The sequence below is a fragment of the Eoetvoesiella caeni genome (assembly GCF_003315175.1).
GTDB classification, from domain to species: Bacteria; Pseudomonadota; Gammaproteobacteria; order Burkholderiales; family Burkholderiaceae_B; genus Eoetvoesia; species Eoetvoesia caeni.
Genome location: NZ_QNRQ01000011.1, coordinates 63,587 through 82,019, shown reverse-complemented (window position 1 = coordinate 82,019; position 18,433 = coordinate 63,587). Strand labels below are relative to the sequence as shown.

Sequence of the window (18,433 nt, the reverse complement as noted above, 5' to 3'; positions counted from 1 at the left end):
CGAAGCACCCATGGCGGCGAATAAACCCGGACTGGCCGACCTAAAGGCGTTGCGAAGGCAGCAGGCCGAGGCGGACGCGCCCAAACCGCGTACCCGCAAGGTCTCGCCCAAGAAGCGGGGAACGCAGCCCGGCCCGTCCGAGCCGGCTGCGGTCGCTGCGACAAGCGGCGCCGTCCAGCATTTTGCGCAGGCCGACGTCGGTCTCAGCACCGAAGACCGTACCTTGTTTCGGCGAGCGGTCAAAATGGTTCAGCCTATTAAAGACGCCAAACGCGCCAGCCTGCCGCCCGTACCTCGCGCCACAGCCGATTTGCTGCGCCAGCGCCGCGAAGTGGCCATGGGAAAAGACAGCCCCGCCCTGTCGGCCATTTCGGATCATTACGCCCCGGCCAAGCTGGACGACGGCAGCTTCATCCAGGCCGGCCATGGCCCCGACCTGATAAAAGACCTGAAACGCGGCAAATGGCCTATAGAGGCCAGCCTGGATTTGCACGGCTCCACGCTGGACGAAGCGCGCGAACGCCTGGAGCAGTTTTTGCAATCTTGCCTGGCCCACGGCATAAAGTGCGTGCGCATCGTGCATGGCAAAGGGTATGGTTCGAAGGACGGCGCCCCGGTGCTTAAAGAAACCGTTCGGCGCTGGCTCTCGCAGATGCAGGCGGTAAAGGCCTATACCGAATGCGCAGAGCACGACGGCGGCAGCGGTGCCGTACAAGCCTTGTTGCGCTTGAAGTAAGCCAAGATCGGTTTATTGATTCAGAATAGACAAAGGCCGACGAGGGTATCGTCGGCCTTTGTGCTGTTTATATTTTTTATGGGACCAGCTGTTTTTTATTAGCCGCTTTTATTCGGCTTGCCCATGCAGGGCTATGTCTCCTCACCTGCATGAACGAGATTCTGCACTACTTCTTGTCATATGACACTTAGGGAATGCACCTAGCTTGTGCGTTTTTTCAGGTTCGAGCACCATAATGGCGCCCGGCCTTGCCGCCAGGCCAACATGCTCAGGCGCCGCCGCCCAGCAAATTAGCGCCTTTCACAGCCCCCGGCACCCACAGTACAAAAACCGCCACAGCCCAGAAGATCATGAACGCGCCAGCGCTCCATTGTTCATCGGGCAGGTAAACAGTGCACAGCTGCTGCGGAGCCTGCTGGTATATCAGCCCCACGGCTGTTGTCATCCAGCACCAATTGAAAATAAAAAATGCCTGAATTACCAAGCCCGCCTGACGCCATGAGGCTCCCAGCAGCAAGCCGGCCAATACCCAGCAGGCCACCTTGGCAATTCCCACCGCGGGATGCAGCACAGCCAGGTCCAGAGCCGCGGGGATCATCCAGAAGGCGCTAAGCAACAAGGTAAAGACCAGCGCTGCCAGCCCCTTCGCATTCCAGGGCTGCAGAAAACGGGTGAAACGCGGCCCTGCCGCGGCGGCGGCCAGCCAGCCCACGAAAAACAGCAATGGCAGCTCCAGCCCCATGTGGCGCGCCATGTGCACTTCAAACCATGGGCGCAAAGCCGCCGTCGCCAGCAACAAGAGGCCTGGCAGCCACACGGGCACGCGACGGCCATACCAGCCCGTGCCGCTGCGGCCCTGCCTCCCGGCCGCGGAAATGGGAGGAAATAAATGCCCCACTATTGCTCCGTTGAGCGCAAGTAGTCGACCAACGCCAGATCGGGCCGGTCGGTGTCGTAGGCCCGGGCCAGGCGTCCTTGCTTGTCTACGGCAAACAATGCCGAGTTGTGCGAGTACCCGCCCAAGCCATCGGGAATGACGACGATGCCGAACAACTCAAGCAAGGCGGCCAGATCGCGCGGGTCGCGCAGCGTAGCAGTGCGCCAAATGGCTGCATCGGCTCCAACGGAACGGGCATGATTCTGCATGACCTGGGGCGTATCGTTACCCGGGTCGAAACTGAGCGTCAGCAAACGGACCTGTCCCTTTAGGCCAAGATCACGAATTTGCTGCTGCATGAATGCCAGGCCCGACGCGCTGGTGCGGCACACTGTCTGGCAGCGCATATAGGCCAGGCTGACAAACGTTGTGTAGGGCGAAGCCCCGCCGTAATCCGCCAGGGACAAATCATGACCCGCCTGGTCCACCAATGCCAAGGCCGGCAGCGCGCGCGGCGATTGCTGCAAGTCGATACGGCGCACCTGGTCGGATGTGACCGCGGCAAAGCCGCGGGTCACTCTGTCAAAAGCAAAGAAAGCCAGGAGCAGCATCAACAAAATTGCCGCCGACGTGGCCGCGGCGCTGCGGTTCATGGCTTGGCGGCCCCAATGGCGGCCTCGATGTCTTTGACATTGGGCCATGGTTCGGCGCGCTTGGCGGTCAGGGCACGCGATTCAGCGACCAGGCTGGCCTCGACAGGCGGCGCGGCATTGCCCCACTCTTTGCGGATGAAACTCAGCAAGGCGGCAAGCTCGTCGTCGTTGAACTGCGTACCGAAGGCCGGCATCGAGCCGTTATAGGTCGTGCCGGCCACCTCGACAGGCCCATGCAGGCCGTGCAGCACAATTTGCACCAGCACATGCGGGTCGCCGACAACCCAGGAAGCCCCCGCCAGCGGCGGAAAGACGCCGGGCAGCCCTTGGCCGGTGGCCTGATGGCAAGCCTGGCATGTGCCGGTAAAGAGCTGTTTGCCGTCTATGGCACCGCCTTTGGCACCTGTGTTGGTAACCAGTTGCGAGGGCAATCTGTGGTCGCCCAGGGACGCCACACCGTCGGGATTCGCGGCAAAAATATAATAAATGGCCCAGGCAATAAGCCCGACAATGAGTCCCAGGACTACCCGCGGAACCGGGTTATACAGTTCGCTGGGATCCGCGTTTTCCGACTCGCGAGTTTGCTTTGGCACCTTCTTAGCCCTTTTCATTCAAGCTCCCTTTCGTAGCCTTTACTTAGTTTCCGGCGCCTGTTCCTGACGCTGTTCGGCCTTGTCGTCCTGCTTTAGCCGGGCAGGCGAAAGCCGGCTTTCCGCATACTTCAGTTGCTCGGGCGTCAGCGCGTTATAGGTGTGGTTGAGACTGATCAGGTAAGCCACCAAGTCCAAGGCTTCCGGCCGCGCCACAACAACCTTGCCTTCGGCTGCGGTTCCCGGAGGCAGCGCTACAACGCGCTCGGCCTTCGAGACGTTGTCCGGATCCTTCACCTCGAACAAAAACGGATAAGCCGGCATGATGCTTCCCGGAACATAGGCGCGCGGCTGAAACAGGTGGCCGAGTTGCCAGTCGACGCTGGGCTGGCGCGCCCCGATATTGAACAAGTCGGGCCCGGTGCGCATGGTGCCCAGCAAAACGGGTTGGTCGTAGTAGTAGTCGCCAGCAACCGATGGCCGGCCCCAGCCCCGGCTGCTGTCGACCACGCCCGCGCCGGTGGAGCTGGGCTGCTGGGTATGGCAGGCAATGCAGCCGTTGGACATATATACCTGGCGCCCGCGCAATTGTTCGCTGGTGTAGGGCTTGAGTCCCTCGGGCGGGGGAACGTTCTTGAGTTGCAGGAACGGCAGGACAACCAGCGCCGCCGTCGCCAGCGACAAGGTAATCATCGCACCGGCAAGAAGTTTGGTTTCGTTTTCCATAGTTCTTTATGCCGTATGCTGTTGAGAGGCAATAACCGGTGCGTCCAGCGGCACCGAGCTGACACGCAGGGTCATCAGGGCAATGTGGTAGACGAAAACCAAATGGCCCAATGTCATTAGAGTGCCGCCTATAGAACGCCCCTGTAGCCAGGGTATGGTCAGTGCCACCGACTGCATGAATGGGACATTGGGGTCTTGCAGCGCCAACCCCTGCAAAATGCCGCCTATGCTTAGCGTAATGACGTACACGGCAAACCCCGCCACCACCAGCCAGAAGTGCCATGTAATAAGCGCCGGCTTGGGCCAGGGGATATTAAGCACTCTGGGCATGACAAAGTAAATCCCGCCAAAAATCACCATCGTGACAAAGCCATACAAGCCGATGTGCGCATGGGCCACGGTGAAATGGGTAAAGTGCGTAACCGCATTGACCGTGCGTAAAGCTTCGAACGAGCCTTGCACCGACGACACGGTATACATAATTGCGCCAAAAAGTATAAAACGCAGCACCGGCGAATACTTGAGCGCGCTGAAGTACCCCACCATGGTCAAATGCTGATTTACCGAAAAGGCAATGACAGGAATAAGCATCATCATGCTTTGCACGATGGACAGTGTTGCCAGCCACTCGGGTATGGGTCCGCCAATAAGGTGGTGCGCCCCCACCTGGCCATAGAAAAACGCCAGCGTCCAGAATCCCAGCAAAGACAAGTTGTATGAACGTATCGGACGTCCGATGACTTTGGGCAGAAAATAATAGACGCAGGCCAAGGATATGGGAGTGTAATAAAGCCCCAGTACATTGTGGCCAAACCACCAGTTCATGGTGCCCTGTTCAACGCCGAAGTGAAGTCCCGGAATTTTCGCCACGATATACAAAGTGGGGAACCAGAACAGCGCAGCCCCCATATACCAGACCGACACATATAGATGGTGTACCTTGCGCCGCCCCAACATCAGTGCCATGGGCAAGCCAATAAGCATGCCGCCCATGGCGAACAGGCCACCGATCTGCCAGGGGATTTCCAGCCACTCCATGCCGGCATTGATGCCAACCGCCAGCCCGCCCAGCCCGGCGACCAAAGCGGCATTCCATATGACGGCGCCCAGAATGACAAGCCGGGCACCCCGCAACGGCGTTTGCAGCAAGCGCGGCAAAAGCCAGACACTCAAGCCCAGCGTACCCATGGGCGCCCAGCCATAGGCCACGGCATTAAGATGGATAGTCCGCAGGCGGCCGAAACTCAGCCAGGCATACTCGGTAAGCAAATCGGGCCAGTGCAGCTTAAGCGAACTGAGCAGGCCCGCCAGGGATGCCACGACCAGCCACACCCCCGCGCTGGCCAGCATGACATAAACCGGATATGCGGTTGAGCGGTCGGCCTCTATGCGGGCGGACAGCTCAATGGGCGAAACGCCCTCTTCGGAGCCACTGTCGCGCTCGTTTGAGTCGGTGACACCCTGCAAACGCACGCGCTGTGCACTATCGGCAGAGGGTTCTTCGGTTTGCCCGATTTCCCCTTTGGTGAAAATTGTTCGCGCACCTGAAGAGGTGTCATCGAACATACCGCGGCGCAAAGACCAGATAAAAAAGAATAAACCAACAATGGACAGGATAAAAGTGGCCAGCAATATTGCTGTCGGATTCATGTAACAACTCCCTCGTTAGACTCGAAGTCTTCGGAAACAAGATGCCGACAAGTATAAATTTCCCGGCCGTCAAGCCCGCTAATTACCTTACGCTCAAAATAGATATGCGTCCAGGGGCGCAAAAAAAATGTCTCGGAAAAGCTGCCGAAGCCGGTCTATGCTCACCACCGCCAAGGCTTAGAAGCGCTGCCAACGGTCCGTGGGACATTGGAATACGAACCCGTAGGATTTATCGGACGGGGGATTCAAAAGTGTCAGGAGTTTTTAGCCGCCATAAGGCTTGGTGATGACCTCCAGCAGATGGCCGTCGGGGTCCTCGAAATATAGCCCCCGGCCGCCATCCTCCCGGTTTATCTTCCCTGCATGGTGCTGGCCTGGATCGGACCAATATTGAATCTTGCGATCGCAAATACGGGAGAAAACGCGGTCGAAATCCTCTTCGCTTATCAAGAACGCGTAATGCTGCGATGCGATCGCATTATTGGTCTCGTAAAAGTCAAGGGATACGCCATTATCAAGCTGGACGACCAGCATGGGACCAAACGGCACGGGCTCGGCCAGGCCCAGGATGTCAGCCATGAACGCCGCCGATTTGCGCTTACCGCGGCACCAGACAATCGTGTGATTCAGCCGTGCGCTCATGTGCATTCTCCTTTTCAGGCTTGCAACGTATGTAAGACTATTTTCGTCCTTCCTGAGACCTATGCAAAGCAAAAAGGCGGACAGTTGTCCTGACAAGCGCCCTTCGAGTGAACAAGCTATGGCTGTGCTAAGTCAGGTGGCCCAGACTGAAAACAAATCCTTCATTCGACCGGAAAAAACGCTATGAACGCACTGCCCTCAACCCAGGCAAACGCCTGGCCCAGCAAAGTCCCCGAGGTCACGCTGGGATTCTGGCTCATCAAGATCGCAGCCACTACGCTGGGCGAAACCGGCGGCGATGCGGTTTCAATGTCCATGAACCTGGGTTATCTGGCCGGCACGGGCATCTTCGCTGCCATTTTTCTTGCCGCCGTGATCGCGCAAGTCAAAGCCAAGAAATTCCATCCATTCCTGTACTGGGCCACCATCGTCGCCACTACCACAGTCGGCACGACGCTGGCCGATTTTGTGGACCGCTCGCTCGGAATCGGGTATGCGGGGGGATCAAGCATACTGCTGGCTTTGCTGCTGGGCTCGCTCTTCGCCTGGCATCGCACCCTTGGCTCCGTGTCGGTGAGCACCGTCAACTCGCCCAATGCGGAAGCCTTCTATTGGGTGACTATCATGTTCTCCCAGACCCTGGGAACGGCCTTGGGTGACTGGACTGCCGGCGCGGCTGGCTTGGGCTACACCGGGGCGGCCCTTGTTTTCGGCGCGTTGCTTGCCGTGACCGCGGCTACCTACTGCTGGACCCGCGTGTCGCGTACACTGTTATTTTGGATCGCTTTCATTCTGACCCGCCCACTGGGTGCGGTAGTCGGAGACTATTTGGACAAGCCTCTGGCCGCGGGGGGGTTGGCTCTAAGCCGTTATTCCGCATCGATCACGCTTTTTGTTTTCATTATTGCGTGCATCCTGCTACTGCGCCAACGGGCAGCCCGGACGATGCATTAAGCAACAAAAATTGGACGGAACGAGAATGCGGGTATTGCTGGTCGAAGACGACCCCATGATCGGCGAGGTAGTTCAAGATGCATTGAAGGATGCGTCCTACGCAACCGACTGGGTAAAGAACGGACTGAGCGCCCTGACGACCTTGGCCAGTCAACGCTACGACCTGGTTCTGCTCGACCTCGGCCTACCCGGCAGGGATGGGCTGGATGTCTTGGCCAGCATCCGCGCCAAAGACAACCCGATTCCCCTGCTGATTATCACGGCCCGCGATGGCCTGGACGACCGCTTGCGCGGCTTGGACGGCGGAGCCGACGACTACGTGCCCAAGCCCTTCCAGATGGCTGAACTGCTGGCGCGAATGCGGGCGGTGCTGCGCCGCAAGAGCGGCAACGCTGCGCCCGTCCTCAGCAACGGTGTAGTATCGCTGGACCCGGCCACGAAAGAAGCCAGCGTCCACAGCAGCTCGCCGACGCTCTTGTCCAACCGCGAATTTGCCTTGCTGCAAGCCTTGCTGGTCCGGCCTGGGGCTATCCTGTCTCGCGCCGAACTGGAAGACCGCATATACGGTTGGGGAGAAGAGGTCGAAAGCAATGCCGTCGAATATCTGATCCATGCATTGCGGCGCAAGCTGGGCAGCGAAATCATCAAGAATGTCAGAGGGGTCGGATGGATGGTCTCAAAAAACGCCTGAGCGAGTCGATTCAGCTCAAGCTCTCCCTTACCCTGTCTCTGGCAATCCTCGTTGTGGCCATCGTCGCCGGCATCTTCTCATTCATGTCGGCCTTCAGTGAAGCTCACGAATTGCAAGATGATGTCTTGCGTCAAGTAGCGCAGCTCATGGATCGGCAGCGTTTGTCGCCAGCCCCTTCACCCGCCGACTCCCGTCTCGAAAACGGCAATGAGGAAGCGCGCGTGATCGTCCAACGCTTGGGCGACAGCCACCCATCCTCAGTAGGAGTGGATGATGGCGGACTGCTGCCCCTGCCGGCAACTCTGGCGGACGGGCTACACACGGTGAAGGTCGGCGGTGAAACATTCCGTGTGTTGATCAAGACAACAACAGCTGGCGAACGGATCGCGCTGGCCCAGGAGTCCGGCTTCCGGGACCAGATTGCCCGCGGCAGCGCCTTGCGTACAGTGATGCCTTTTCTGATCCTCGTGCCGATCCTGTTATTGCTCGTCGCCAATCTGGTGCGCAAGATGTTCCGGCCCATTGCAACGCTCTCCAGCGAGATCGACCAGCGCGCAGAGCAGGACCTGTACCGCATCGAAGCCGGCCACTTCCCCACCGAAGTGCGCCCGTTCGCTGTGGCGATCAATCGCCTGCTCACCCGCGTTGCTCATTCGATGGACGCTCAGCGCCGCTTTGTGGCGGATGCAGCGCACGAACTGCGATCGCCGCTGACGGCCTTGTCACTGCAAGCGGAACGGTTGGCGGAAGCGGAAATGTCCGGCCCGGCGCGTGAACGACTAATAACACTGCGCCAAGGCATCGAGCGCGGCAGAAACCTGCTGGACCAACTCCTGGCATTGGCCAGGGCGCAAGCGGCCTCCGAATCACCGAAGTCGCCAACATCCATACAGAGTATTTACCGCCGTGCACTGGAAGACCTTATGCCATTGGCCGAGGCCAAGCGCATCGACATCGGAGTCGAAGGCGCGCAAGACGCCCAGGTCTGGGCCAGCGAACTGGACATGATCGCCGTCGTCAAAAACCTAATCGATAACGCCATTCGCTACACGCCGGAGGGCGGCCGGATCGACCTCTCGATCGACAAGGAGGAGAGATACGCCGTAATGCATATCCGTGACACAGGGCCGGGCATTCCATTGCCTGAACGAGACCGGGTATTCGACCCGTTCTACCGCATGCTCGGCAGCGAACAGACTGGCTCTGGACTGGGTCTTTCCATCATCCGAACGATTGCCAATCGCATCGGTGCCGAGGTCCGCTTCGGCTTCACCGACGAAGTAAGACAAACCGGCTTGAGCGTTGCCATTCTCATTCCAATGGCATGAGTTTGACCTAGCAAACTAGCGCGCGCTGGCATACCACCCGCAAACTCACAGGTCGTCGTCATCGCCGGAGAAATCGGCGTCCGGGAACATTTCGCGCAGCGTCCTGGGGCGATCTTCCGGACCCTTGAATTTCTTGATTTCGATTTGGTTGTTTGCCGCATTTTCCTGCTGCGGCGACAAGTAAAACGCGGTCATGCGGCGTTGATTGGTCTGGCGCGCGTGAAGACTGAGCGGTTTCATGGACTCCTCACGTCAATGATGGATTAGCTTACTACCGTACCACGACTTTAGTGAAGAATGTCTGATGCATGGCGCGGCCTCTACCCTTCGCCCATAAAAAAACCCGCAAACCTGGATGGAGTGCGGGTTTTGTTTCTGCCTGATACGACGGCAGACTGACTTACATATTGTCGATCATGACCTGGCCGAAACCCGAGCACGAAACCTGGGTTGCGCCTTCAAGCAGGCGGGCGAAGTCGTAAGTGACCTTTTTCGACAGGATGGATTTTTCCATGCTGCTGATGATGAGGTCAGCGGCTTCGGTCCAGCCCATGTGGCGCAGCATCATTTCGGCGGACAGGATCTCGGAACCGGGGTTCACGTAGTCTTTGCCGGCGTACTTCGGTGCAGTACCGTGGGTGGCCTCGAACATGGCGATGGAGTCGGACAAATTGGCGCCCGGAGCAATGCCGATGCCGCCAACCTGTGCCGCCAGGGCGTCGGAGACGTAGTCGCCGTTCAGGTTAAGGGTGGCAATGACGGAGTATTCAGCCGGACGCAGCAAGATTTGCTGCAGGAAAGCGTCAGCGATGACGTCCTTGACCACAATATCGCGACCCGTCTTGGGGTTCTTGAACTTGCACCATGGGCCGCCATCGATAAGCTGGGCGCCGAATTCTTTCAAGGCCAGGTCGTAGCCCCAGTCGCGGAAGCCGCCTTCGGTGAACTTCATGATGTTGCCCTTGTGCACCAAAGTGACCGAGGGCTTGTCGTTGTCGATGGCGTACTGGATGGCTTTGCGAACCAGGCGCTGCGTACCTTCGCGCGACACGGGCTTGACGCCGATGCCAGAGGTGGCCGGGAAGCGGATTTTATTGACGCCCAGTTTGTCTTGCAGGAAGTCGATAAGCAGCTTGGCTTTTTCGGATTCGGCTTCGAACTCGATACCGGCATAGATGTCTTCGGAGTTTTCGCGGAAAATAACCATGTCGGTTTTTTCGGGTTCGCGAACAGGCGAAGGCACACCCTTGAAGTAGCGCACCGGGCGCAGGCAGACATACAGGTCAAGCTGCTGGCGCAGGGCCACGTTAAGCGAACGGATGCCGCCGCCGACGGGCGTGGTCAGAGGACCTTTGATGGATACGACGTAGTCTTTGACGGCATCCAGGGTTTCTTCGGGCAGCCAGACGTCGGGGCCGTAGATTTTGGTGGACTTTTCGCCAGCGTAGACTTCCATCCAGTGGATCTTGCGCTTGCCGCCGTATGCCTTGGCAACGGCTGCATCAACGACTTTGAGCATGACCGGAGTGATATCGGCACCGGTGCCATCACCCTCGATATAGGGCAGGATGGGCTCGTCGGGAACGTTAATTGAAAAATCGGCGTTGACCGTAATCTTTTGGCCCGCTGCGGGAACCTTAATATGCTGATAAGCCATGGATGCTCCAGTTGCTCCATTAATAAGAAAAAGCGCTAACTCTCTAACCAGAGGCAGGCTGAAAAACGGCAGTGGCGCACACAGCTTGCGCCCGCGACTGGCGGGAGCAATATATGTGGCGGCACTTTGTTCAGACGACCTAAAGACTGCCATTATAAACGCAGTCTTATATAAGACTAGTGTAACTCAAGTTTTCCCGCTATTTTAACGGTTAAGTCGCTACTGTGTTGACAATCGAGCCCCTACTGTCAAGGGGCCGGGTAAAATAGGTCTTTTACGGCATTGTGCGTAGTCATGTTTAATCCCTCCCGAGAGCAAGTCCGACAGTTTTTTACCGAAGCCTGGCGCAAGCATCGTGCGCGGGAAATTCTTACGCCGCTGGAAAGCATTGCCGTGCAGTGGGCGGAACAGCACCCCGAATATCACCGCGACCTTGAAGACCCGGAAGTCGCCGCGGCCGATTACACCGTGGAACAGGGCCGCACCAATCCTTTTCTGCACCTGTCCATGCATCTGGCCATCGCAGAGCAATTGCAAATCGACCAGCCGCCCGGCATCCGCGCCGCGCACCAGCAATTGCTGGCCACGCACGACGCGCACGAGGCGGCGCACGAAATCATGGAATGCCTGGGAGAAGTGGTCTGGGAAGCGCAGCGGCTGGGCACGCCTTTCAGCAACGACGGCTACCTGGACCTGATAAAACGGCGCATTACCCGGGGATAACCCGGCGGCAACGGCTAAAGCCTTGTTCTGGCACCGCGGTCTTTACAAGCCACCGATGCATGCCGAAGAAGCATGTGAGCAAAAATGATTGAAGCCTTCTTCGACCAGGCCGAAGAAGGCTTCGAATACCGCCAGACGCCGATTACCGAACGGACAAAGGCGTTGGCAAGCTAGCCAGCCATGCGGCAATGTTGGCAACGTCGTCATCGCTTAGCTGCATGGCCATTGCGCCCATGACGGCGTTTTTACGGATATTGGACGTAGCGGGCGCGCCGGCCTGGCCGCGTTTGTAGGTCTTGAGGGCGTGGGCCAGGTAGTCGGCATGCTGGCCGGCCAGAATTGGATACGCAGGCATGATGGGCGACTTGGCGTCGGCACCATGACAGCTGGCGCAGGTGTATTTTTGGTAGGCGGCCTGGCCGGCAGCCAGATCGGCGGCGCTTGCAGCCGAGCCGGTAGCAACGAACAAAGAGGCCGCTAAGGCGAGAGTCAGTTTTTTCATGTCGGCTCCCGATTATTTGAAACTGGAATAGTAAGCGGCAAGGTCGGCCATGTCCTGTTCGGACAAGGTCGCGGCAATGGCTTCCATGGTGGGGAAAGTACGCGTGCCGCCTGCGTATTCTTTCAGGGCGGCGACGATGTATTCAGCGTTCTGGCCGGCAATCATGGGAACGTGATACACCTCGGGGAAGCTGGCTTTGTAGCCGGGGATCCCGTGGCATCCGATACACATGGAAATTTTATTGACTGCGGCTGTCGCGTTGCCCACCGGGGCTTTGTCGGCCGCATGGGCCAGACCAACGAACCCACAGGAAGCCGCCGTAACGGCAAGCACGGATAACGTGCGCATCAGGTTAATTCGCAACTTCATAATAGCTCTTGTTTGGCGGTAAATAAAAGCCGGCCCTTCTCTTGCTGAACCGACGAACCTGACGGATTGTACGATAATTGTTGTAATACACGCTATGTATCCCTACTAACGTTATAAATTCACGGACCAGAACATGACATCACCCGCCCCGGCCTTCCCTTCCGAACGCTTCTCCGGAACCGAACGCTACGTTGCCACCGACGACCTGAAGATGGCCGTCAATGCGGCGCTATCGCTGCAGCGTCCGCTGCTTATCAAGGGCGAACCGGGCACGGGCAAGACCATGCTGGCCGAAGAGGTGGCCGCCGCGCTGGGCCGTCCGCTGCTGCAATGGCACATCAAATCCACCACCAAGGCGCACCAGGGGCTGTACGAATACGATGCCGTCTCGCGCCTGCGCGATTCGCAACTGGGCGACGAAAAAGTGCGCGACATCGGCAACTACATCGTCAAGGGCGTGCTGTGGCAGGCCTTCGAAGCCGAACAGCCGGTGGTCGTCCTGATCGACGAAATCGACAAGGCCGACATCGAATTCCCCAACGACTTGCTGCGCGAACTGGACCGCATGGAGTTCCATGTGTACGAAACCCGCCAGACCATACAGGCGCGCCACCGTCCCCTTATCATTATTACGTCCAACAACGAAAAAGACCTGCCCGACGCTTTCCTGCGCCGCTGCTTTTTCCACTACATCAACTTTCCCGATCGCGAAACCATGCAGGACATCGTGAAAGTCCACTACCCCAACCTGAAGGCGGATATTCTGCGGGCGGCGCTGGATACATTCTTTGCTCTGCGCGAAGTACCCGGCCTGAAGAAAAAGCCGTCCACGTCGGAATTCCTGGACTGGCTGCGCCTGCTCTTGAACGAAGCGGCATCGGCCAGCGCCATCAGCAGCGCCCAGGGCGACTTGCCGCTGATGGCGGGCGCCCTGCTCAAGAACGAGCAAGACCTGACCCTGCTGCAGCGCCTGGCCGCCATAACCCGTGCCCAGCGCCGCTAATTCGGCGCAGCGGAGCCCGAACCATGCTGACTGACTTCTTCTACCACTTGCGCTCCCGTCGACTGCCGGTTTCTGTGCAGGAGTACCTGACCCTGCTCGAAGTGCTGCAAAGCGGCGTCATGCCGCCCACTGTCGACGACTTCTACCACCTGGCCCGCATGACGCTGGTCAAGGACGAAACCTTGTTCGACCGCTACGACCAGGCCTTTGGCGAGTTCTATCGCGGGCTTGAGGCCATGGCGCTGCCCGATAAAGAAATCCCCCTTGACTGGCTGCTCAAAGAATTCCAGAAAAAGCTCAGCCCCGAAGAAAAAGAGGCCATTGAAAAGCACGGCTGGGACAAGCTGATGGAGCTGTTCAAGAAAACCCTGGACGAGCAGAACGAGCGCCATGCCGGAGGCAATAAATGGGTGGGAACGGGCGGCAGCTCGGCCTTCGGGCATGGCGGCTATCATCCGGAGGGCATACGCGTGGGCGGGCCTTCGGCCGGCAACCGTACCGCGGTAAAAGTATGGGAAAAGCGCGAATACCGCGACTACGACGACCAGCAGGAACTGGGTACGCGCAACTTTAAAATGGCCTTGCGCCGGCTGCGCCACTTTGCGCGCGAAGGAGCTGCGCTGGAACTGGACCTGGACGACACGATCAGCAGCACGGCGCGCAATGCGGGCTTTCTCGATCTTAAAATGATGCCGGAGCGGCACAACACGGTGAAAGTTCTGATGCTGCTTGACGTAGGCGGCAGCATGGACGACCACATTGAACGCATACAAGAACTGTTTTCAGCGGCACGCAGCGAATTCAAGCACCTGGATGTCTATTATTTCCATAACTGCCCCTACGAGTCGTTATGGCAAAACAACCGGCGCAGGACGTCCGAGCGCTTCGATACCTGGGACATACTGCGCAAATACAACGATGACTGGCGCCTGATCATCGTTGGCGACGCCACCATGAGCCCCTACGAAATCCTTCATCCCGGCGGGTCGGTAGAGCACCACAACCGGGAAACCGGCGCAACGTGGCTGCAACGCCTGCTGGAAAACTGGCCCAAGTCGGTCTGGCTAAATCCCGAGCCCGAGGGCTATTGGCAATACCGCCAATCCATTGCCATTATCAAGAACATCATGCACGACCGCATGTACGGTGTAACCGTGGCCGGCCTGAAGCAGGCCATGGAAAAGCTGTCCAAATAAACCCGTCTGTACCCACTTGCCAGGAATCGCAATGCGCTTGTCTTTGATCCGAATAGTCAATATTGCCGCCATCGTGCTTGCCAGCAGTTTCGTGGCGGGCGCCCATGCCCTGAACCTGCCTCCAAACGTCACGCAAGGCCCGTCTATCGAAGGCACGACGCAATACACGCTGGCAAACGGGCTGACGGTGCTGTTGACGCCCGACGATTCCAAGCCGACCACCATCGTCAACATGACGTATCTGGTCGGCTCGCGGCAGGAAAACCGGGGGCAAACCGGCATGGCGCACTTGCTGGAACACATGCTGTTTCGGGGTTCGCCCACGTTGCGCGACCCATGGGCCGAATTTTCCAAGCGCGGACTGCGGGCCAATGGCTCTACCAACGAAGACCGCACCAATTACTTTGCCAGCTTTGCCGCCGACCCGGAAACGCTGGAATGGTATGTAAACTGGCAGGCCGACGCCATGGTCAATTCGCTTATCTCCAAACAGGACCTGGACTCGGAAATGACTGTGGTGCGCAACGAAATGGAGTCGGGCGAAAACAATCCCTTCAAGATTTTGCTGCAAAAAATGCAGGCGGCCGCTTATTTGTGGCACAGCTACGGCAAAGACACCATCGGCGCGCGCTCGGACGTTGAAAACGTGGACATAGGCCAGTTGCGCCAGTTCTACCATCTGTACTACCAACCCGACAATGCCGTGCTTATCGTTTCAGGCAAGTTCGAGCCGGCTTCCACGCTAGACGTCATTGCCCGGGCTTTCGGCAAGATACCCAAGCCGCAGCGTGCGCTGCCGCCGGAATACACCGTCGAACCCGTACAGGACGGCGAACACAAGATTGTCGTGCGGCGCCATGGCGGCAGCCCTCTTGTTGCCGCCATGTTCCATATTCCGCAAGCGGCCAGCCCCGACTACGTGCCTTTCGACCTGGGCCTGGACATCATCAGCGACACACCGTCGGGCCGCCTCTATCACGCGCTGGTCGACAAAAAGCTGGCGACCAGCGTTTTCGGCTTCTCGCGTACCATGAAGCAACCCGGCGTCGCCCTGTTCGGAGCCCAGCTGGATTCGGGCATGGATCAGGCCAAGGCCTTGCAAGCCCTGAATGAAACGCTGAACAGTCTGCCCCGGCAACCTTTCACCCAGGCCGAGCTGGACCGCATAAAAAACAAATGGCGCACGCTGTGGGCCAACACCTATGCCGACCCGGTGAGCCTGACTTCAGCGTTGTCGTCGGCTGTCGCCGCGGGGGATTGGCGCTTGTTTTTTGTGCAGCGCGACCAAATGGAAAAAGCCACGCTGGCCCAGGTTCAGAAAGTCAGCCAGGAATACCTTGTTGCCAGCAACCGTACCGACGGCATGTATATCCCCACCGAAAAGCCGCTGCGCGCCCCCCTGCCTGCCCCCGTGGACCTTGCCGCCGAACTCAAGGACTACCAAGGGAAAACGACGCCCGATACAGTTGCGGCTTTCGAACCGACACCGGCCAACATCGACGCCGCCACCTCGCGCACGCCCTTGTCATTGCCCAACGGCAAGGTTCAACTGGCACTTTTGCCCAAGCCTACCCGCGGAGATCGCGTACAGGCCAACCTGCTGGTTCAGTTCAGCAATGCCCAAGGGCTCAAAGGACAGCGCGTCAACGCCGAAGCCACAGCGGCCATGCTGGACCGCGGCACGCCGAAGTTATCGCGACAAGCCATCCAGGACAAGCTCGATTCCCTGCAGGCCGACCTAAACTTCAGCGGCCATGCCGGGGTAGTCATCGCCAATCTGTCGACCACCAGCCAGAACCTGCCAGAACTGGTGGAGCTTACCTTGACCCTGCTTCGCAATGCCAACTTTCCAGAGAACGAGCTGGCCGAGTTCAAGCGCCAAGCAATTTCGTCCACCGAAAGCGCCATGACCAAGCCCGAAGCGCTGGCGTCCCGCGCGCTGGCCCGCTACGACAACCCCTGGACGCGCGACGACGTGCGTTACACGCCCTCCTTTGAAGAGACCCTCAAGGATATTGCGGCGCTGACACGCGACGACCTGGTCAAGTTCCACAGTAGCTATTACGGCGCCGGAACTGTGGCGTTTTCCGCCGTGGGCGCCTTCGCCCCCGACGCCGTAAAAGCAGCGCTAAGCAAGGGCCTGGCCGGCTGGAAGACAGCGCCTGCCTACACCCGCGTCCCCGACCCGTACCGCGCGCTGGCGCCCAAGCGCTTCGACATCGACACGCCCGACAAGGCCAATGCCGTGTACCTGGCCAGCCTGCCTCTTGAAATACAGGATACCGATCCGCGCTATCCCGCGCTGGTCGTCGCCAACTACTTGCTGGGCGGCTCGCAGACCTCGCGCTTGTGGAACCGGATCCGGGTCAAGGAAGGGCTCTCGTATACCGTCAGCAGCGATTTCGATGCCTCTTCTTACGAGCCAACGGCCACTTGGTCCGCCTACGCCATCTATGCCCCGGAAAACCAACAGCGCCTGCTGGACGCCATGCAAGAAGAACTGGCCCGGGCGGTACGTGACGGATTTACCGAAGACGAAGTCAAGATGGGGGTGGAGTCGATGCTGAAGCTGCGCAAACTGACGCGCACCCGGGATGGCGTGCTGGCATCGGCGTGGATCAATTACATGCAATTGGGCCGCAGCTTCGAATGGTCGGAACACATAGACCAGGCACTGGCCAAGCTGACCGCCAAAGACGTGAACAGCGCCCTGCGCGCAACTCTGGCACCCACTAAGTTCAGCATAGCCATCGCCGCGGACAAGAGCAAAGCAAAAGGCGAGCATCCCGCATCGGCAGAACCCGCCACGCGGAAGGACCCTGTGAAGGCCGAGGCGCCGGCGACCGAAGAGAACGCCATTCAATGAACAAAATGCAAAGGACTCCAGCCCGAAGGCGGAGTCCTTTGTGGTTTACGAAAGTACTGGCGCTGAAGCAAGAGTATCGCGCCCAGTCCGGCCTGAAGCCGGGCTGGGGCGCCAATAGCTAATTAGACTCAGCTGAAAAAGCTTTTTACCCGGTCCGTCCAGGATTCGCTTTTGGGCGAATGTTTTTCACCGCCTTGCGACAGCGAGGTTTCGAACTGGCGCAGAATCTTCTTTTGATCTTCGCTCAGGCGCACCGGGGTCTCGACCGCTACGTGGCAATATAAATCGCCCGGATAGCTGGAGCGCACGCCGCGTATGCCTTTGCCGCGCAAGCGGAAGGTCTTGCCGGTTTGCGTGCCTTCCGGAATCGTGATCTCGCCTTTGCCGCTTAGCGTGGGAACTTCCAGTTCGCCGCCAAGCGCTGCCGTGGTGAACGGTATCGTCAGTTCGCAATGCAGGTCTTCGCCGTCGCGCTGGAAAATACCGTGCGGCTTAAGGTGGATTTCGACATACAGATCGCCCGGAGGGCCTCCGTTGACGCCCGGTTCGCCATTGCCCGAAGAACGTATGCGCATGCCGTCATCGATGCCCGCGGGAATCTTGACTTGCAGGGTCTTGTTCTTGCGGATGCGGCCCACGCCGTCGCAAACGGTACACGGATCGGTAATTTCCTTGCCCGTGCCATGGCAGGTCGGGCAGGTTTGCTGCACGCTGAAAAAGCCCTGCTGCATGCGCACGGCGCCATTGCCCCCGCAGGTCTGGCAGGTGCGGGGCTTGGTGCCCGGCTTGGCGCCCGAGCCGTGGCAGGTGTCGCAGTTTTCCCAGCTGGGAACACGGATTTCGGTATCGAAGCCATGAGCGGCTTGCTCCAGGCTGATTTCCAGCGTGTATTTGAGGTCGGCGCCGCGATACACCTGAGGGCCGCCGCCACCGCGTCGTCCACCCCCGAAGATTTCTCCGAAGATATCGCCGAAGGCATCGGAGAACCCCGCCCCGCCCATGCCGCCGCCGGCGGCGTTGGGATCGACGCCCGCGTGTCCGAAACGATCATAAGCTGCGCGCTTGTCTTCGTTGGACAGCATCTCGTAGGCTTCTTTGACTTCCTTGAACTTCTCTTCTGTTTCTTTGCTGTCCGGATTGCGGTCCGGATGATACTTCATTGCCAACTTGCGGTAGGCTTTTTTAATTTCTGCCTCGGTCGCGTTCTTTCCTACGCCCAGGATCTCATAAAAGTCGCGTTTTGCCATAGTTTTGATAACGTCGGTGACGC

The 18,433-nt window shown here is 58.7% G+C and carries 19 protein-coding genes; 8 read left to right on the top strand and 11 right to left on the bottom strand.

Annotated elements, in window-relative coordinates; genetic code table 11:
- Positions 1 to 10: 10 nt before the first annotated feature.
- Positions 11 to 736: a Smr/MutS family protein gene (locus DFR37_RS17260; RefSeq protein ID WP_113934472.1), complete on the top strand. Its 726-nt coding sequence runs from the start codon at positions 11 to 13 to the stop codon at positions 734 to 736.
- A gap of 268 nt (positions 737 to 1,004) precedes the next feature.
- On the opposite strand, the gene DFR37_RS17255 is transcribed toward DFR37_RS17260, so the two are convergent.
- The 6 genes from DFR37_RS17255 to DFR37_RS17230 all read right to left on the bottom strand — a co-directional run bounded on the left by DFR37_RS17255 (position 1,005) and on the right by DFR37_RS17230 (position 5,874).
- On the bottom strand, positions 1,005 to 1,634 hold the full coding sequence (locus DFR37_RS17255) for a DUF1404 family protein (RefSeq protein WP_242341890.1): 630 nt from the start codon (positions 1,632 to 1,634) through the stop codon (positions 1,005 to 1,007).
- Complete coding sequence (locus DFR37_RS17250) at positions 1,634 to 2,266, bottom strand: SCO family protein (protein ID WP_113934471.1); 633 nt, start codon at positions 2,264 to 2,266, stop codon at positions 1,634 to 1,636. Before DFR37_RS17250 ends, DFR37_RS17255 begins: the two co-directional genes overlap by 1 nt.
- Entirely contained in the window at positions 2,263 to 2,877 is a 615-nt protein-coding gene (locus DFR37_RS17245; protein WP_113934470.1) for a c-type cytochrome, read from the bottom strand. The genes DFR37_RS17250 and DFR37_RS17245 overlap by 4 nt, the downstream gene beginning before the upstream one ends.
- Positions 2,878 to 2,898: 21 nt before the next feature.
- Entirely contained in the window at positions 2,899 to 3,582 is a 684-nt protein-coding gene (locus DFR37_RS17240) for a cbb3-type cytochrome c oxidase subunit II (protein WP_113934469.1), read from the bottom strand.
- 6 nt (positions 3,583 to 3,588) lie between these two features.
- The gene (locus DFR37_RS17235; protein WP_113934468.1) at positions 3,589 to 5,232 is read right to left on the bottom strand and encodes a cbb3-type cytochrome c oxidase subunit I; all 1,644 of its coding nucleotides are present in this window, start codon (positions 5,230 to 5,232) and stop codon (positions 3,589 to 3,591) included.
- A 264-nt stretch (positions 5,233 to 5,496) separates the two neighbouring features.
- Entirely contained in the window at positions 5,497 to 5,874 is a 378-nt protein-coding gene (locus DFR37_RS17230) for a VOC family protein (protein ID WP_113934467.1), read from the bottom strand.
- A gap of 183 nt (positions 5,875 to 6,057) precedes the next feature.
- Between DFR37_RS17230 and DFR37_RS17225 the strand changes: the two genes are divergently transcribed.
- Genes DFR37_RS17225 through DFR37_RS17215 form a run of 3 tightly spaced genes read left to right on the top strand, consistent with a single transcriptional unit; the run spans position 6,058 to position 8,847 of the window.
- Positions 6,058 to 6,828 carry a COG4705 family protein gene (locus DFR37_RS17225; RefSeq protein WP_113934466.1) on the top strand — a complete coding sequence of 257 codons (771 nt, stop codon included), beginning with the start codon at positions 6,058 to 6,060 and terminating at the stop codon, positions 6,826 to 6,828.
- Between the two features lie 25 nt (positions 6,829 to 6,853).
- Positions 6,854 to 7,519, top strand: coding sequence for a response regulator transcription factor (locus DFR37_RS17220; RefSeq protein WP_113934465.1), 666 nt, complete (start codon positions 6,854 to 6,856; stop codon positions 7,517 to 7,519).
- On the top strand, positions 7,495 to 8,847 hold the full coding sequence (locus DFR37_RS17215; protein WP_113934464.1) for an ATP-binding protein: 1,353 nt from the start codon (positions 7,495 to 7,497) through the stop codon (positions 8,845 to 8,847). Before DFR37_RS17220 ends, DFR37_RS17215 begins: the two co-directional genes overlap by 25 nt.
- A 45-nt stretch (positions 8,848 to 8,892) precedes the next feature.
- Here the strand turns inward: DFR37_RS17215 and DFR37_RS17210 are convergent, their stop codons facing one another.
- Both DFR37_RS17210 and icd read right to left on the bottom strand, forming a co-directional pair.
- Entirely contained in the window at positions 8,893 to 9,087 is a 195-nt protein-coding gene (locus DFR37_RS17210; RefSeq protein WP_113934463.1) for a hypothetical protein, read from the bottom strand.
- 160 nt (positions 9,088 to 9,247) lie between these two features.
- Positions 9,248 to 10,504, bottom strand: a complete 1,257-nt coding sequence (gene icd, locus DFR37_RS17205; protein ID WP_113934462.1) for an NADP-dependent isocitrate dehydrogenase — start codon at positions 10,502 to 10,504, stop codon at positions 9,248 to 9,250.
- Between the two features lie 294 nt (positions 10,505 to 10,798).
- On the opposite strand from icd, the gene DFR37_RS17200 reads away from it, so the two are divergent.
- The gene (locus tag DFR37_RS17200; RefSeq protein WP_113934461.1) at positions 10,799 to 11,227 is read left to right on the top strand and encodes a DUF1841 family protein; all 429 of its coding nucleotides are present in this window, start codon (positions 10,799 to 10,801) and stop codon (positions 11,225 to 11,227) included.
- Between the two features lie 142 nt (positions 11,228 to 11,369).
- Here DFR37_RS17200 and DFR37_RS17195 read toward each other — a convergent pair whose 3' ends face one another.
- A complete protein-coding gene (locus tag DFR37_RS17195; RefSeq protein ID WP_113934460.1) occupies positions 11,370 to 11,729 on the bottom strand; it encodes a c-type cytochrome in 360 nt (119 codons plus the stop codon).
- Between the two features lie 12 nt (positions 11,730 to 11,741).
- A complete protein-coding gene (locus tag DFR37_RS17190) occupies positions 11,742 to 12,098 on the bottom strand; it encodes a c-type cytochrome (RefSeq protein ID WP_113934459.1) in 357 nt (118 codons plus the stop codon).
- A gap of 133 nt (positions 12,099 to 12,231) precedes the next feature.
- Between DFR37_RS17190 and DFR37_RS17185 the strand changes: the two genes are divergently transcribed.
- Genes DFR37_RS17185 through DFR37_RS17175 form a run of 3 tightly spaced genes read left to right on the top strand, consistent with a single transcriptional unit; the run spans position 12,232 to position 17,163 of the window.
- Positions 12,232 to 13,101, top strand: a complete 870-nt coding sequence (locus DFR37_RS17185) for an AAA family ATPase (RefSeq protein WP_113934458.1) — start codon at positions 12,232 to 12,234, stop codon at positions 13,099 to 13,101.
- Between the two features lie 23 nt (positions 13,102 to 13,124).
- Positions 13,125 to 14,297 carry a vWA domain-containing protein gene (locus tag DFR37_RS17180; RefSeq protein ID WP_113934457.1) on the top strand — a complete coding sequence of 391 codons (1,173 nt, stop codon included), beginning with the start codon at positions 13,125 to 13,127 and terminating at the stop codon, positions 14,295 to 14,297.
- Between the two features lie 31 nt (positions 14,298 to 14,328).
- Positions 14,329 to 17,163, top strand: a complete 2,835-nt coding sequence (locus DFR37_RS17175; protein WP_113934456.1) for a M16 family metallopeptidase — start codon at positions 14,329 to 14,331, stop codon at positions 17,161 to 17,163.
- Positions 17,164 to 17,291: 128 nt separating this feature from the next.
- Here DFR37_RS17175 and dnaJ read toward each other — a convergent pair whose 3' ends face one another.
- Positions 17,292 to 18,410, bottom strand: coding sequence for a molecular chaperone DnaJ (gene dnaJ, locus DFR37_RS17170; protein ID WP_113934455.1), 1,119 nt, complete (start codon positions 18,408 to 18,410; stop codon positions 17,292 to 17,294).
- Positions 18,411 to 18,433: the final 23 nt, after the last annotated feature.